The following is a 13,641-nucleotide window of genomic DNA, read 5'->3' as shown; positions in this document are numbered from 1 at the left end:
TATGACACGAAAATGGATGTTGATTACTGGCGGCAGTCGGGGGATCGGTCAGGCGCTGGTGACACACCTGCTGCCGGAGTGGAATATCGCCTTTACAGGGCGCAGCGAGACGGGCATCGCCCATACGCTGGCACTCGCCAGAAGCCAGCGCGCCGCCACCTGGGTTAAAGGACTTTGCTGCGATGGCACCGATGAAACACGAGTGGAGCAGGTCGCGACGTCACTCATTCGAGAGTTCGGCGCGCCAGCCGCCATTGTCCATAACGCGGGAATGACCCTTGATGCGCTGCATATTCATCAGAATGCGAAAGACTGGCATGAAGTGCTGGGTAATAACCTGATATCTATCGTTAACTGGAACCGGCATCTGCTTCCGGCGATGATGACGCAGGGAAGCGGCGCCATTGTGCTGATGTCGTCCGTGTCGGCGCTTAAAGGCAACAGCGGACAGACAGCCTATGCAGCCAGCAAGGCGGCGATGATTGGTCTGGCGCACTCCCTGGCGCTGGAGGTTGGGCGATTTGGCATCCGGGTCAACTGCCTGGCGCCGGGACTGATTGAAGGCGACATGGTGCAGGCCATTCCGGAAACGAAACTGAAAGCGTTGCGGCAGCACATTCCGCTGCGTCGTCTCGGACGTATGCAGGATGTGGTGCAGGCGACGGCATTTCTGGTCGGGGAAGGAAGCGGTTATGTCACCGGACAGACGCTGGTGATTGATGGTGGTTTATCTGTTTAGTGCCTGCTCAGCTGATTGATATGTTGTACCAGCGTGAGCCGCTCACGAACAGATTCATTAAAAATTTGTAGTAACGTCGCGCTGTGCTGGCGGACCAGTTCCGTCAGTTCCGGCGCGATCTCCGCCGATTCCCCGACACGCGCATTGAACTCTGTTAACAACGTCACTTCCGGCAATAGCGACGCCAGATAAATACTGGCTTTCAGGATCTTCACTTCGGGGTGATTTGCAGAAGCGACATCTTCTTCTTTCTGACGCCGGCACCAGCTGGCAATATCACTGATGGCCTCAATGGGCGAAAGCACTTCCCAGACCACATTTTCATCACCGGTGTGGGCTGGCGCGGCGCACAGCGCCAGGGAGGTCAGGTTATGCAGCAGCCCGGCGATTTCAATTTTCAGGCACTGCACAGGCGCAATGCCCATCTCTCTTGCCAGATAACCCGATATCCTGCCGATCACCAGAGAGTGCTGCACGCCGTGTTGACTAAAGCCATCAATGACAAACGCCAGCATCCCGGCGATATCACGAAAGTTATGTAATGAAATCGCATCATTGTGAATGCGGGGTATTTCTTTGATGTAATCATCGAAATCGGTCGACGTCATCATGAGCCAGAAATGTTCACAAGCGGATATTTTTCTGAATGCAGTGATATATTCTGGTTTATAAAGTGAAGTTTCCCCATCGAGAATAACTTGAGTGATTGCTTCTCTTTCCGAGAGCAGATCTTCTTTTCTATAACGCGCCACCAGCACATCGATGCGATCCGCAAGATAAATAATATGACTCTCTTTCGGCACTTTTTCGCCATTCACATATTCGCCTTTACCTTCCTGCCAGCGGGTATGATGATAACGCACGATACGCTGCAATGGGTTCAGTAAGGGAACACTGGCCAACAGTTCCCCGCCAATCACCGCGTGATCATTAAGTTCATTATCATAATAGCTGAGTGGCTGCAGCCGCGATTCCTCATCCAGACCGCCAATATCATGAAGAAGTGCCGCCAGTAAGGTTTTACGGCACTGCGCCAGAGAAAAATGGGATTCCCGGGCTAAATGCCAGGCAATAAATGCCGTTCTGACATGATGTAAGTTCAGTCTGGGGTTGATCATGTCTATTATTTTAGAGATGCAAGCCAACGATTCTATGAGGTTTATGTTCATCATAATTAAGAAATTTAACTTATTTTATACTCCACTTAAGCAAAACCACACGGTTTAACGTCGCTTGCAACCATACTGCGGAAATGTGTGGTTACCAAATAAGATCATGTCATCATTTATCTTTTTAATAAAAATGAGTTTTCCCTCTCCTCCCTCGTTGAATAATAAGCCGTTAGCAATCTTATCATTCACATTATCAGAGTCATCACGAGTCATCCTGACATGCAATATTTTATATAAATTCGCATTAATATTATAACTTTTATATTTCACGCTAACCGTTCGCGAGATAATATACTTCTTATTGTTCTGGGTGAGTAAGCCATCAATATTGATAAGCAAATGATCATCACTGAGATCAAAAAAAGCGAAACCTTCTGCACGAGTATTAACTGTATTGATGTTCCGCACAATAGAAAATTGCGATATACATGAAAAACTGGAATGCCTGGCATAAAGCGCGGTTGAAACGATCAGCATGATGATCACGAAAACGATAACCGTTATGATTCGTTTAAACATTGCCCTGCTCTCTGATGTAAAAACTGACGCAGTTGCTTTTACTCTTCTTACATTCAACAATCAACAACTGGATATAATTCCCTAAGCTGCTTTTTATCTGCTGTCGATAAACATAAACTTCTTTAATAGAAGAACAGTCTAATGGTTGCGATGCTAAAGCAAAGCTGTCCGCGACGTCTTTCATCGAAAGCGCGGGAGATAAAAAGAACTGACATTTATCCTGCACAATTTCCTGGGTGTCGGCATCTGCCCGACCGATATCAAGGTTAATACCCAGTACTACAATGGCAAATGCCACAATGAGCGCTCTGATGAGCACTGGCCGGTATCGCCACTTTTGATAAGGGGGTGAGACGTCAGGCGTTTTCTCTTCCAGACAAGGGGTTTTGTACTCACGGTCATTATTGATAATCGCCTCTTCAGATATTTTAAATCCGATACGCGGTACTGTGACGATGATTTCTTTTTCCACGCCCAGATCGCACAGATTTCTGCGCAGCGTAGAAATATATTGATTCAGGTTGCTGTTTGACGCACGTGCGCCATATTTATCAAACACTGACTGGAAGATTTCGTTTCTTGACAGGAGATCGCCGTGATGATTAAGCAATTCCGTCAGCAGGCGAGTAGACGTCTGCGATAATTCAATGCAGTCCCCGGTCAACACGTTAACGAGTGTGGCATCCTCGGTGTCAAAAGTAATAAATCCTTCTATATCAAACCTCATGTCACCTCCTTACCAAACCGCGTTTCCTGCCGACAGATAGAGTTTTCATAAAAAAAAGAGATAAATCACAGATAAAAACTCTATTTATTCGTCCATCTTCAGCTAACGTTGCTAGCCAACCGGGTGGAGCGGCATACTGTAAACTCCTTTAAAACCGTGGAGTCTGCAAAATGAAACTCTCGCTGTGTTCTTACAACTCAGGTGCGTTACATCAGGACTACAACGCTCCTCTCGACAATCTGCAGCTGTTGACGGCGGAAACGGGAATAAGTGGCTTCGCTACGGTCAGGGTTCCGGAACAAGTATTTATTCTCGATCTGCTAAATAAGCATAGTACTGAAGGTCTGTCTACAAGAGAGCTGGCTGACCAGTGTGGTATTTCAATTTATAAAGTCAGACATTTGTTACTACCGCTGGAAAAATATGGCCAGGTCATCCGGGATAAGATGCAAAAGCACCATCAATGGTTTTTATCAAAAGAGACCGCAGATATTAACGATCATTCTAACAAGGAGCATTATCGGTTGCAACAATGAGAAATAAATCAAACACATAAACTTAAAATGCCTGAAATGGGAAATTAAGATCTCGCAAAAATTATAGAAAGTTCTTAATGGAAAATTAAGGCGGAAAAATTAATTTATAGTTTCACTGGACATTTTTCCTCTTATCTACTTATAAAGCATTATTTAAAGATCATTGTTAATGAAAAGTAAAATGTGATATTCATCCATGTCCTGTCACTCACCTGCCGATTATACGTTGAGCGTTCTGTTCTGAAATTGTAACGATGCCGCAGACTGGCGGCATCGTTTTTTAGTTTTCCAAATTCCCCATGCGTTACAGCATGATTTTCCTCCCGGAATAAAAGACGCTGGCTGAAACCCATATCACAACTCCGGCTGTCTTCCGCTTTGTCGATTTAAGGTCCTTCAGAGTAACACCGGCAATTTCACCCGTCACAACCCGTTTTTTTATTTCACTGGCGGTGAGGGAAAGCTGTTTTTTCATCACTGACAACAGACTAACCTGAAACGAACAATGTAACCTGATGTGCACCTTCAATCGTTTATTGCACGGATGCCCCGCAGACCACTGCTCCTGAACGTGAAATTCTGGCGCGCCTGACAACACCGCATTATTGCGCTTGAGGACCTGATCATCATGCGAAAAATACATCAGCGTTGCTTCATCATTGGCCATGATCCTGCGATAGAGCGAGTGGTTAATGCGGCTTACTGGCAGGCGTGAGAACAGGCTGATATTCCAGGTGTAATCGCAGTGCGTACATTTATAAATACTCCAGACATCAAGCCTCTTTTTCTGTGAATTCATCCGGAACGCCCCAGCCGGAAGAAACTCGCGTTTGACGTTGCACGCCGGGCAGCGTTTTACAATCCCCTGGTAGCCGACAGGGCTGACCGTCCATGTGACTTGCATACTGTACCTTTCTTTAACCCATACAAAACTGGATCCGTTAAAAAACGAACCATGGCGTTTGTTATGCGAAAAATATCGGTGAGATATTTTTCAGCGGGTTAAGAAAAGATTTCCAGCACAACAGTCCCTTGTTTTGATGAGTGGATGCCGAGCGTATCAATCCTTAAGCCAAATATATATACGTTTAGTCAATGATTGTGGCATTACCATCAGGATTGTTTGATCTGACATGGCATTACAGAAAGGGAAAATTAGTATATTTATTAGCCACAACCACAACACAAGGAGAGTACCATGCCAACATTCGATAAGTTCTGTGAAGCCTGTGGCGTACCGATGTCTGTAATGGACCAGCCGAGCGCCAGCGATAAATATTGTTTCTATTGCAGCGACAAAGAAGGGAACCTGAAACCCTGGGAAGAAGCCCTTGCCGGTACCGCGGAATTTCTCGACAGCTGGCAGCATGTCGGCCCCGAAGAATCCCGTAAGCGCGCGAAGCGCTACCTGACCGCAATGCCCGCCTGGGCGCATAAAGCGGACGACTAAACCCACCGTGGCCGCCAACTGCCAGGCTGTTGTCATTCTGCATGAAATTTATGGCATAAACGCGCACATCCAGCATGTGCGCGAGGAATGGCAAGGGCGTGGATTCATCGCCCGCCACGAACCGGCGTTTGATGAGGGGATGGCGAGGAGAGCAAGGGAAAGGGTTTGGGAGTTTGTTGGGAGTATTTGTGTGTGGAAGGGAGCCAGGCCGGAGGCATAGAGAAATGGTTTTAGCTATGCCCCAGCAACCCGATCATTTGTTCACAGAACGCATTAGTTTTCGGCGATCAATCAAATTACCCTTTTCATCAAAATAACGGCTCGGCCAGATAATACTTGGCTCAAGATCCAGCGCTTCTGCAATGAGATATTCGCCTTTGGGCCATGGCTTGCTCAGCGCGTTGGCAAGCGTGGAAGAGCCCAATCCCGACTGGCGGGATAGTGCGGCTAATGATGATTTCCGCTTATGTAATAGAGCAATAATATCAGCCGGATGCATATCTTTTCTTTCCATATACGTAACCTCTTTGAATCAACCTGGCAGTTCAGATTTTCACCGCAAATACTAAGGAATGCTTAGTACATTTTCAACTGCTAAATACCAAAATCATGATTCTGTTTCCAGACATTCGGGATCATCATGCTGCCACACCGTTTAAAAGAAGCGCGCCTGAGAGCTGGCCTGTCCCAGCAAAAATTGGGCATTCTCGCGGGCATCGATGAAGCCACTGCAAGCGCCCGGATGAACCAGTATGAACGAGGGATCCACACACCTGATTTTGCGTTGGCCTGTAAGCTGGCGGCCGTTCTGAATATCCCGGCTTGTTACTTTTATACAGTTGAGGATGATTTGGCTGAGGTGGTGGCGGGTTGGTTTGCAAGAAAGGGCTGAGAATTTAGGTATTGGCTCTCTTTTATAAGGATGAACCGAAATGCAGAAACAAGATCTGGAAAAATGTGTTATCGCTGCACTGGAAGCCCATAGTGGCAAAGCAACTATCGTTCAGGTTGCGAAGTTCATTTGGAAAACCTACGAGAAAGAATTAAAGACCAGTGGAGATCTGTTTTTCACCTGGCAGTACGATATACGTTGGGCTGCAAACCGGCTACGCCATGCTGGACGAATCAAAGCAGTAGAACTATCACCGAAGGGGTTTTGGGAACTTAATAAATAACGAATCTGCCCGGATATAATAAAGGGGTAAATTTTCGCATAGTCTCTTTATGCCATACCCGAAAAAGTAACCACAGCGAATAGTCGGCGTTGGTGAAATTATAATTTATGAGATGGTAACATGGCCAGCAACAGTATTAACTCTTCAATTCGATGCAAGCCATAAAATTCACTTTAACACAATAAATTTAATTTATGGAATGATTAGGGCATAAAAAAAATCAATTTCCATAAAGATAACAAGGCTAAAATAGTCAACGGCAACGGCTCATTATCTCATGATAAATGAAACATTAGACAGGTGATAAAATGCACGACGATGAACTACAAACGAAGCTTTCTGTCATAGCCAAAAAAATCATTACACCGGCTTTGCTAATGGGATTTTTAGCATTATTTGTTATCTGGCTTTATCTCAATCGCTTAGGCTGGCTAGATATATTCATTCCATCTATTTCGTTTAAAGACATGTTCATTGTAGTCGCATCCACTTTCCTGGTGAGTTTATTTTCAATTTCACTTATCATATTTCTTCCTTCAATTACCTTAGCGTTAATTATTAAAAAATTGGGGAATAACATTTTATCAGAAATAGGAATAAAGAATAATTTCATCAAAATCGCTATTATTGTCTCTTCTTTTGCAGTCAGTCTATTCATATTTTCTACGTGGTTAATTTCTCATAATGAGAGCAATACCTTAGCCATTATGATTGCATCAATCTTATTAACAATCACTTTAAGCTTATTACTATCCTATTTCCTTAACAGAAGAATCCTTTCTCCAAAAATCAACATTTCATTCAATAAAAACGACCTGAAAGTGAAATATCATTACTACATTACCATACCGTTATTGATTTGCGTTATGACTGCTTTCTACGCCTTCCCTCTTTCTATCATTATAAATAGAATCTCAGAGAATATTAGCGATAGCACGTTAATTGTATATGTATTAGCCACATCATTATTTGCTGTCAATTTTGCTCTAATTCCTGGAATTGTATATATAAGAGAGCACGAATCTAAAGCAAGAATGTTAATGACAGGATATGCAGTGTTCTTTTCATTGTTTTCGATGTCATGGGTAATAACACCTCTCCCTGTCCTCGTCATAAATGCATCGATGAAAATATTAGGGATTAATAATTACAACCCTCATTCATATCTAATTAACGAAGAACAGTATCCAATTGAAATCTTCAATATAAAAAACTGGAACTCGAGAAAAACCACTGGGAAAGGCCATTATTTAATTGACGGAATAACAATGTACTCATTTGGCGATATTAAATTGGTATGCCCTGTTCATGTTTTGGATGCGTATAACAACAGCATTAAATTTATCCCAGCGGATAAAATATATGATGGAAAGTTAAATGATACTCTAAAAGAAAAAGCAAGAGAATGCCATGCATTTCAAAAAAATGAATTACGTGAATTTAATATTATAAAACATAACGTATCTTAATTATATTACACGCACCAGCAATCACAGACAAAAACTCGGATGAAGCCGGTTAGTAACAAAGCCATATCAGTACAACACCGATATGGCTATTATAATGAGAGTTAAGCAGGTAAGAAGGTTTTTTTCAGCGGAACCAAAAGTTTGGTCTCGAGATCAACTTGCTCATAGTTTTCAATAAGCGCCCGGACAAGATCGTCCAGCGTCCAAAGAGTCAGCGGTATCGTCGAACGATCTGCTTCATAACGAGCATCCTTGGTAAAACCGCCCGTGCTGACATAAAGCCCGCGATCGTCTTTGTGTCTGCCACCGATAAAGCTGCGAATCTGTTGGCTTCCCATCTGTTCTCTACGGTGCTTTACCTCAACGATAATGCGCGGGTTTTCAAAACCAAACCCATCAGGTGAAGCGATGATATCTTTCCCGCGATCAGGGCCCGCAGGAGAAACCTGTGTTTTATATCCCATGCTGCGTAAAACTCCAGCAACTAAATCTTGCATCTCATCCCAATCAAGAGAATTAATGCGATCTTTAATACCTTCAAACGCCAGTATTTCCATATCCCGGAGTGGATCAGAGATAACTTCATCTTCATCAAGGGCGATTGGATTTCGAGTAATAACATCAACGACGGGTTTCTTATCCTGTAAAAGCTCTCCGAGCGCGTATTCCGGAAGCTGGAAAACCGTCAGCGTGGAACCAAGGGTATTTTTGGTAGCTGAAGATAACCTGTCGCGGTCAATTTCTTCAGCGTTCCATTTTACCTGACGAGCAATCCCCATCCCTTCTTCAACCCATTCAGGATGATATTGGAAGTCGGATATGACTTTGCCCAAAAGGTAAGTACGGTTGGCTGGTGAATAAGTAATAACCCAATCACCCTTTTGGATTTCATTTACAAAACGCCATACTTGCGATGCGCCAGAACGTGCAGTTCCTAACTTGGTTAACGGATCTGCCTCCTGATATAACTGAAGTAACTGAGCTCGGGATAAACCGGGCTTAACCAAAGGAGCAAGCTGAGACCAACCGATACCCACAATTTGTTTATCGCGGAAATCATCATAGAGTTTACCGCCATCACCACGAATCATCCACATTCTGTTACTCATATCCGTTCCTTAGTGAGAAATAGAAATTACGAAAGATCATATGCTTGTTATCCTTAGGCATCAAAAAACCTTAGCGGCTACCGCTACGATATTCCCGGATAGTACCTTGCGATGATCTCGTTAATATCAGTTAAAACTTAAGCCCCTTTCAACATATCAAACACTACGCGGGCAAAGCCTTTCGCCAGTTCAGGGTTCGAAAGATATTGCACCATCATCTCCTGCTGGGCGTCGTTGCTGTCCATCACGGCATCATCAATGGCTTTCGGAAAATCGCCCAGCATCGCCTGTTCGCGCGTATTGTTCGCAATCTGAGTCATTACAGCCTGGTTTTCTGACAGCTTGTCGCGCACCGCGAAAGCATAATTGATCATGTCTTTATCGGTCAGATTATCGGTGACAAACAGCTCATTCAGACGAGCCAGGATATTCGACAGAAATTCTTCTTTTTTGTCCTTTGGTTTCGCCGTACCGACATCATTACCCGGTTTGATTTTGTACTCCGCCGCATCTTCCTGCAACTTCAGGTGCTGTTCGTGGAGCTTCGACAGGCGGTAATGGCTCATCTCCACGTTGCTTAAATCAATCTCATCTTCTTCGATGCGCTGCTCATGCAGCAACGGACGCAGGTGACGGGCAAACAGGCTTAGTTTTTCTAAGTTCTTGTCATCGTAATCGACGATTTGCGACATAAACTCGTAAAAGCGGACAAAGCTGCCGAGATCTTTCTTGAAGATATCCAACTTACTTTTTTCTTTCTCGCACTCTTTGAAGGTGTTTTCCGCATTAGTGATCAGCACAACATCGCCGGTCTTCTTGGTGCGTTCAAACATCTCTTTGGCCAGCACATACGCCTCAATTGCCGAGGTGTAGCGGTGCTTCCAGCGTTCTACTGCAGGTTTGCAAATATTGCTAATGGCTGCGTTTGATTTGTTTTTGCTGAAGAACGCCTCGCAGAACTGCTCCACTTCGTTCCACAGGAAAATGCCACTGGTACGAAGCTTTTCATAAAGCTCAAAGACGAGCTGCGGATCGCTGACATCCGTTAGTTCCGCGGTCTGGTAGTACGGCTGGAAAGCAGCCAAAATCTCGTCGGGTTCGTTGTAAAAATCGAGCACAAAGGTGCCGGACTGCGCCTTCCCGGGATAAGTACGGTTCAGGCGCGACAGCGTCTGTACGCACTCCACACCGCCCAGCTTTTTATCCACGTACATGGCGCACAGCTTGGGCTGGTCAAAACCGGTCTGGAATTTGTTAGCCACCAGCATCACCTGGTAGTCGTCGGTATCAAACGCTTTACGCATATCCCGGCCTTTCAGGCCTGGGTTCATATTGATCTCGGTGAACTTTTGATTGAGCAGCGCAAGGCTGTTGTGATCATCTTCATGGAATTCCACTTCCCCGGAGAATGCCACCATCGCGCTGATCTTGTCGTACTTTTGCTCGGCGATGTATTTATCAAACGCCAGCTTGTAGCGCACCGCCGCTTTACGCGAACTGGTCACCACCATCGCTTTCGCCTGGCCAGCCAGTAAGTGCATAACATGCTTACGGAAGTGCTCAACAATTACCTTCACTTTCTGCGACACGTTATGATCGTGCAGAGAGACCCACTGGTTCAGTTTGATCTTCGCTTTCTTGCTGTCCACTTCCCGGTCAGGATCGTCCAGCTTTTGCAGCAGTTTGTACGCCACTTTGTAGTTGGTGTAGTTCTTAAGTACATCTAGAATAAAGCCTTCTTCGATTGCCTGACGCATGGAGTAAACGTGGAACGCTTCCGGTTTGTTGGTTTTCGATGCCGGTTCCTGCGGGTTAGGACGACGGCCAAACAGCTCCAGTGTTTTTGCTTTCGGCGTGGCGGTGAAGGCGTAATAGTTGAGATTGCTGCTGCCTTTACGCGCGGAGACGGTAGCGTCCAGAATATCTTCTGAAGACATCTCCACATCGTCTTCCGCCTCTTCGGTCATCAGCACTTCTTTCAGCTGACGCGCCGTAGAGCCGCTCTGCGAAGAGTGTGCTTCATCAGCGATCACCGCGTATTTTCGCTGCTTGAGGCTGACGCTGTTTTCAATCGCCTTCAGAACGAACGGGAAGGTCTGAATGGTGACGATGATTATCGGCTGTGAGTTTTCCAGTGCGCTCGCCAGCTTCTCCGATTTCGAACCGTCGCCTTCTTTGTTATTGATACGCCCGACCACGCCGTCCTGATGCTCAAACTGATAGATGGTGTCCTGCAACTGGTCGTCAAGCACGGTGCGGTCCGTCACCACAATCACCGAGTGGAACTGCTTCTCGCCATTTTCATCGTACAGGCGGGAAAGCTGATGGGCCGTCCAGGCGATAGAGTTCGATTTGCCCGACCCCGCGCTGTGCTGGATCAGATATTTATTGCCGGTGCCTTCCACTGTGGCGGCGGTGATCAGTTTGTTCACCACGTCCCACTGGTGATAGCGCGGGAAAATCAGGCTCTCGCTTTTGTACTTCAGGCCAATGGCGTTTTCTTTTTCGACGATTTGCAGATGCACGAAGCTCGCAAGAATTTTCAGCAGATTGTCTGGCAGCAGCACCTCATTCCACAGGTAGCTGGTGGCGTAGTCGTTTGCATCTTCCGGGATATCGTTCCCCGCGCCGCCGTCATGGGTGCCTTTGTTAAACGGCAGGAAGAAGGTTTTATCGCCATCCAGTTTGGTCGCCATAAACACTTCGTACTGGCTGACGGCAAAGTGTACCAGCGCACCGCGTTTAAAGGTCAGCAGCGGCTCGGGTTTATTGGTGCCAGGATCTTTCGGTAAACGCGTTTTCTTATACTGCGTAATAGCGTTTTGTACCGTCTGCTTAAATTCGGACTTCAGTTCAAGGGTCGCTACCGGCAGGCCATTGACGAACAACACCAGGTCGATACGCCATTTCTTGGCCTTGATGCCCGTTTCTTCAAACGCGGCTTTCGACGCATGCGGGCTGTAAACCAGCTCCGGCACGATGCGGCAGATATTCTGTTTGTAGCGCGTCAGGGTTTCCGGATTAAGGTTATGTTCCGGTTTAAACTGGCACAGGGAAAAGCGTGCGTTATGGCTTTTGATACCATGACGCAGCACGCCGAGCGTGCCGTAGGTGCGAGATAAAACATCGGTGGCGTTGATGTCCGCTTTTTTCAGTTGCGCCACCAGCGCATCGAGGAAATGACGCTCGGTATCGGTAGGGTAAATTTTGGCAAACTTCTCCCACTCCTGCGGCTGGGTTGCCTGCACAAAGGTCAGCGCATCCTGCGAGTAAAGTGCACGTTCGCGATCGTAGCCGTCAGCTTTACCGCAAATCCAGCCTTTTGCTTCCATCTGAGCAATCATTTCATTCTGGAAAATCAACTCTTTGGTGCTATCCATGCTCATGCGGTGGCCTCCTGTGGCTCCTCAACATCCTGCGTGTCCGGGGCAACCCAATCGCGGACGTCAATTTTTCCGGTGACGGCGGCGGAGATAAGGGCGGTGCGGCGTTCCTGGAGAAGTCGGATACCTGTTAATGCTTTTTCTTCCAATAACTCAAAGCGTATCATTTGGTCTGAGATGCTCTTAATTATCGAATGTTGCTCATCTATCGGTGGGACAGGGATCAATCCATTTGCAAGATACTCATGCTCAATGCTTTCGACAGTAGCCCCTTCTTTTGTCCATTCTAACAACAAAGAATTGACATTCCCGTTGATAAAATACGCGGCATAATGGGCCTTCATTCTTTCATTAAATCTTAACGCTTTCATATCCTGATTCATCGTAACCTTTACGATATTTATAGCCACAGGAATATTTCGCTGAAGAATTCCAGAACGAACTACCATGAGCAATGAACCTTCTTCAACATAGTTTGTTGAGGATTCACTTACTGCTTTTGGTGTAACATAATCTTGAGTTTCTGAAATCCAAAAAGACTTCATATCTTTCGGCTAAATCCATGGAACAGTCCCCCCCTGCCAATAAGATAAGTTATCTTTTGTCGGAGTCCCACCCCCACTAAAATTGCACAAATATTTAAGTGGTACGAGTTCCCAATGCTCCGGCACTTTCCCTAACCACTCAACACCAGAATCTTTCATCGTTACATCAGGGTTTAGCCCTTTGGTGACGGCATGGCTAATCATTGCCTGACGTTTTTCTTTCAGCAGTTCAATCAGTTGCTGTTGCTTCTCGATCAGGTTATCGATTTTTGCGGTTTCGTGATCGAGGAAGTCCGCAATTAGTGCTTGTTCTGCGTACCCTAGCGGCGCTGATAGATACAAATCGGAATATTTTTCTGCGCTAACATTTTGAATCGTAGCCTGAATTTGACTACCACTAATATATTGCCAGTATATTGATGATTGGAAAAACCAGTATGCTAATCGCGGAACTATTTTATCACCATTAAATCTCGCTCTGATTAAATATCCTGCAAAGCAAGATGGTCCAAAAATAGATTTATAATAAAACGATTTACCAACAGTCGCACCACTTCGAGCTAACAGTATATCTCCATCGATTAACATATATGGTTCGGATATGACTTTAGGTAACGATTTAAAAGTATCATTACGCAAAGTACCATCGGGATTCATATCTGTAATGCGAATATAACGAGGGTTATCTGGATTGTCGTCTAATGCAGCCTCATTAGCCCCATAAACCAGTGGTTCAGACAAACCAAATTTTAATTTAAATACGCGCCATGTCAGCGGTACTTCACCTAACAACTCAACCCCAGAATCCTTATACTCC

14 protein-coding genes and 1 pseudogene are annotated in these 13,641 nt (G+C 45.5%); 6 read left to right on the top strand and 9 right to left on the bottom strand.

The features are described from left to right. The first annotated feature begins 1 nt into the window (after position 1). Positions 2-739 carry an SDR family NAD(P)-dependent oxidoreductase gene (locus GTGU_RS21765; protein WP_038162522.1) on the top strand — a complete coding sequence of 246 codons (738 nt, stop codon included), beginning with the start codon at positions 2-4 and terminating at the stop codon, positions 737-739. Here the strand turns inward: GTGU_RS21765 and GTGU_RS21760 are convergent. From GTGU_RS21760 to GTGU_RS21750, 3 genes are read right to left on the bottom strand one after another with little or no spacing between them, the layout of a single operon-like run. Continuing rightward, positions 736-1,908, bottom strand: coding sequence for an HD domain-containing protein (locus tag GTGU_RS21760; RefSeq protein ID WP_038162742.1), 1,173 nt, complete (start codon positions 1,906-1,908; stop codon positions 736-738). The genes GTGU_RS21765 and GTGU_RS21760 overlap by 4 nt on opposite strands. Before the next feature lie 54 nt (positions 1,909-1,962). Beyond that, positions 1,963-2,397, bottom strand: a complete 435-nt coding sequence (locus GTGU_RS21755; RefSeq protein WP_342665351.1) for a hypothetical protein — start codon at positions 2,395-2,397, stop codon at positions 1,963-1,965. 25 nt (positions 2,398-2,422) lie between these two features. Further along, complete coding sequence (locus tag GTGU_RS21750; protein WP_038162519.1) at positions 2,423-3,157, bottom strand: winged helix-turn-helix domain-containing protein; 735 nt, start codon at positions 3,155-3,157, stop codon at positions 2,423-2,425. Positions 3,158-3,327: 170 nt separating this feature from the next. Here GTGU_RS21750 and GTGU_RS21745 point away from each other — a divergent pair, with 170 nt between their 5' ends. Then, positions 3,328-3,693 (top strand): FaeA/PapI family transcriptional regulator, encoded by a 366-nt coding sequence (locus tag GTGU_RS21745; protein ID WP_038162516.1) that lies wholly within the window; start codon positions 3,328-3,330, stop codon positions 3,691-3,693. Positions 3,694-3,997: 304 nt separating this feature from the next. Here GTGU_RS21745 and GTGU_RS21740 read toward each other — a convergent pair whose 3' ends face one another. Then, positions 3,998-4,597 carry a DUF1062 domain-containing protein gene (locus GTGU_RS21740; protein WP_038162514.1) on the bottom strand — a complete coding sequence of 200 codons (600 nt, stop codon included), beginning with the start codon at positions 4,595-4,597 and terminating at the stop codon, positions 3,998-4,000. Positions 4,598-4,891: 294 nt separating this feature from the next. On the opposite strand from GTGU_RS21740, the gene GTGU_RS21735 reads away from it, so the two are divergent. Then, a complete protein-coding gene (locus GTGU_RS21735) occupies positions 4,892-5,143 on the top strand; it encodes a zinc ribbon domain-containing protein (RefSeq protein ID WP_038162511.1) in 252 nt (83 codons plus the stop codon). A gap of 253 nt (positions 5,144-5,396) precedes the next feature. On the opposite strand, the gene GTGU_RS21730 is transcribed toward GTGU_RS21735, so the two are convergent. Further along, a complete protein-coding gene (locus GTGU_RS21730; protein ID WP_038162508.1) occupies positions 5,397-5,657 on the bottom strand; it encodes a helix-turn-helix domain-containing protein in 261 nt (86 codons plus the stop codon). 126 nt (positions 5,658-5,783) lie between these two features. Between GTGU_RS21730 and GTGU_RS21725 the strand changes: the two genes are divergently transcribed. From GTGU_RS21725 to GTGU_RS21715, 3 genes are all read left to right on the top strand, one after another. Then, a complete protein-coding gene (locus GTGU_RS21725; RefSeq protein WP_038162506.1) occupies positions 5,784-6,035 on the top strand; it encodes a helix-turn-helix transcriptional regulator in 252 nt (83 codons plus the stop codon). A gap of 40 nt (positions 6,036-6,075) precedes the next feature. After that, complete coding sequence (locus GTGU_RS21720) at positions 6,076-6,318, top strand: hypothetical protein (protein ID WP_038162504.1); 243 nt, start codon at positions 6,076-6,078, stop codon at positions 6,316-6,318. Positions 6,319-6,626: 308 nt separating this feature from the next. Next, entirely contained in the window at positions 6,627-7,787 is a 1,161-nt protein-coding gene (locus tag GTGU_RS21715; RefSeq protein ID WP_038162501.1) for a hypothetical protein, read from the top strand. A gap of 101 nt (positions 7,788-7,888) precedes the next feature. Here GTGU_RS21715 and GTGU_RS21710 read toward each other — a convergent pair whose 3' ends face one another. The 4 genes and pseudogenes from GTGU_RS21710 to GTGU_RS27105 form a co-directional block, all read right to left on the bottom strand. After that, entirely contained in the window at positions 7,889-8,896 is a 1,008-nt protein-coding gene (locus GTGU_RS21710; RefSeq protein ID WP_038162498.1) for a restriction endonuclease, read from the bottom strand. Positions 8,897-9,033: 137 nt separating this feature from the next. Continuing rightward, positions 9,034-12,282 carry a type I restriction endonuclease subunit R gene (locus GTGU_RS21705; protein ID WP_038162494.1) on the bottom strand — a complete coding sequence of 1,083 codons (3,249 nt, stop codon included), beginning with the start codon at positions 12,280-12,282 and terminating at the stop codon, positions 9,034-9,036. Next, entirely contained in the window at positions 12,279-12,824 is a 546-nt protein-coding gene (locus GTGU_RS25525) for a restriction endonuclease subunit S (RefSeq protein WP_084222843.1), read from the bottom strand. Before GTGU_RS25525 ends, GTGU_RS21705 begins: the two co-directional genes overlap by 4 nt. Positions 12,825-12,931: 107 nt before the next feature. Beyond that, positions 12,932-13,136 (bottom strand): annotated as a pseudogene (locus GTGU_RS27105) (restriction endonuclease subunit S); the annotation flags it as partial. Positions 13,137-13,641 lie beyond the last annotated feature (505 nt).

The organism is Trabulsiella guamensis ATCC 49490, from assembly GCF_000734965.1.
Taxonomy (GTDB): domain Bacteria; phylum Pseudomonadota; class Gammaproteobacteria; order Enterobacterales; family Enterobacteriaceae; genus Trabulsiella; species Trabulsiella guamensis.
Note: the sequence above shows the minus strand (reverse complement) of the source record. Positions and strands in the feature narration are given on the sequence as shown.

Excerpts from the sequence above, each read along its gene's own strand:
- GTGU_RS21720 (WP_038162504.1), top strand. The coding sequence starts at position 6,076 with ATGCAGAAACAAGATCTGGAAAAATGTGTTATCGCTGCACTGGAAGCC.
- GTGU_RS21710 (WP_038162498.1), bottom strand. The coding sequence starts at position 8,896 with ATGAGTAACAGAATGTGGATGATTCGTGGTGATGGCGGTAAACTCTAT.
- GTGU_RS21705 (WP_038162494.1), bottom strand. The coding sequence starts at position 12,282 with ATGAGCATGGATAGCACCAAAGAGTTGATTTTCCAGAATGAAATGATT.
- GTGU_RS21730 (WP_038162508.1), bottom strand. The coding sequence starts at position 5,657 with ATGGAAAGAAAAGATATGCATCCGGCTGATATTATTGCTCTATTACAT.
- GTGU_RS21735 (WP_038162511.1), top strand. The coding sequence starts at position 4,892 with ATGCCAACATTCGATAAGTTCTGTGAAGCCTGTGGCGTACCGATGTCT.
- GTGU_RS21745 (WP_038162516.1), top strand. The coding sequence starts at position 3,328 with ATGAAACTCTCGCTGTGTTCTTACAACTCAGGTGCGTTACATCAGGAC.
- GTGU_RS25525 (WP_084222843.1), bottom strand. The coding sequence starts at position 12,824 with ATGAAGTCTTTTTGGATTTCAGAAACTCAAGATTATGTTACACCAAAA.
- GTGU_RS21725 (WP_038162506.1), top strand. The coding sequence starts at position 5,784 with ATGCTGCCACACCGTTTAAAAGAAGCGCGCCTGAGAGCTGGCCTGTCC.
- GTGU_RS21715 (WP_038162501.1), top strand. The coding sequence starts at position 6,627 with ATGCACGACGATGAACTACAAACGAAGCTTTCTGTCATAGCCAAAAAA.
- GTGU_RS21740 (WP_038162514.1), bottom strand. The coding sequence starts at position 4,597 with ATGCAAGTCACATGGACGGTCAGCCCTGTCGGCTACCAGGGGATTGTA.
- GTGU_RS21765 (WP_038162522.1), top strand. The coding sequence starts at position 2 with ATGACACGAAAATGGATGTTGATTACTGGCGGCAGTCGGGGGATCGGT.
- GTGU_RS21750 (WP_038162519.1), bottom strand. The coding sequence starts at position 3,157 with ATGAGGTTTGATATAGAAGGATTTATTACTTTTGACACCGAGGATGCC.
- GTGU_RS21760 (WP_038162742.1), bottom strand. The coding sequence starts at position 1,908 with ATGAACATAAACCTCATAGAATCGTTGGCTTGCATCTCTAAAATAATA.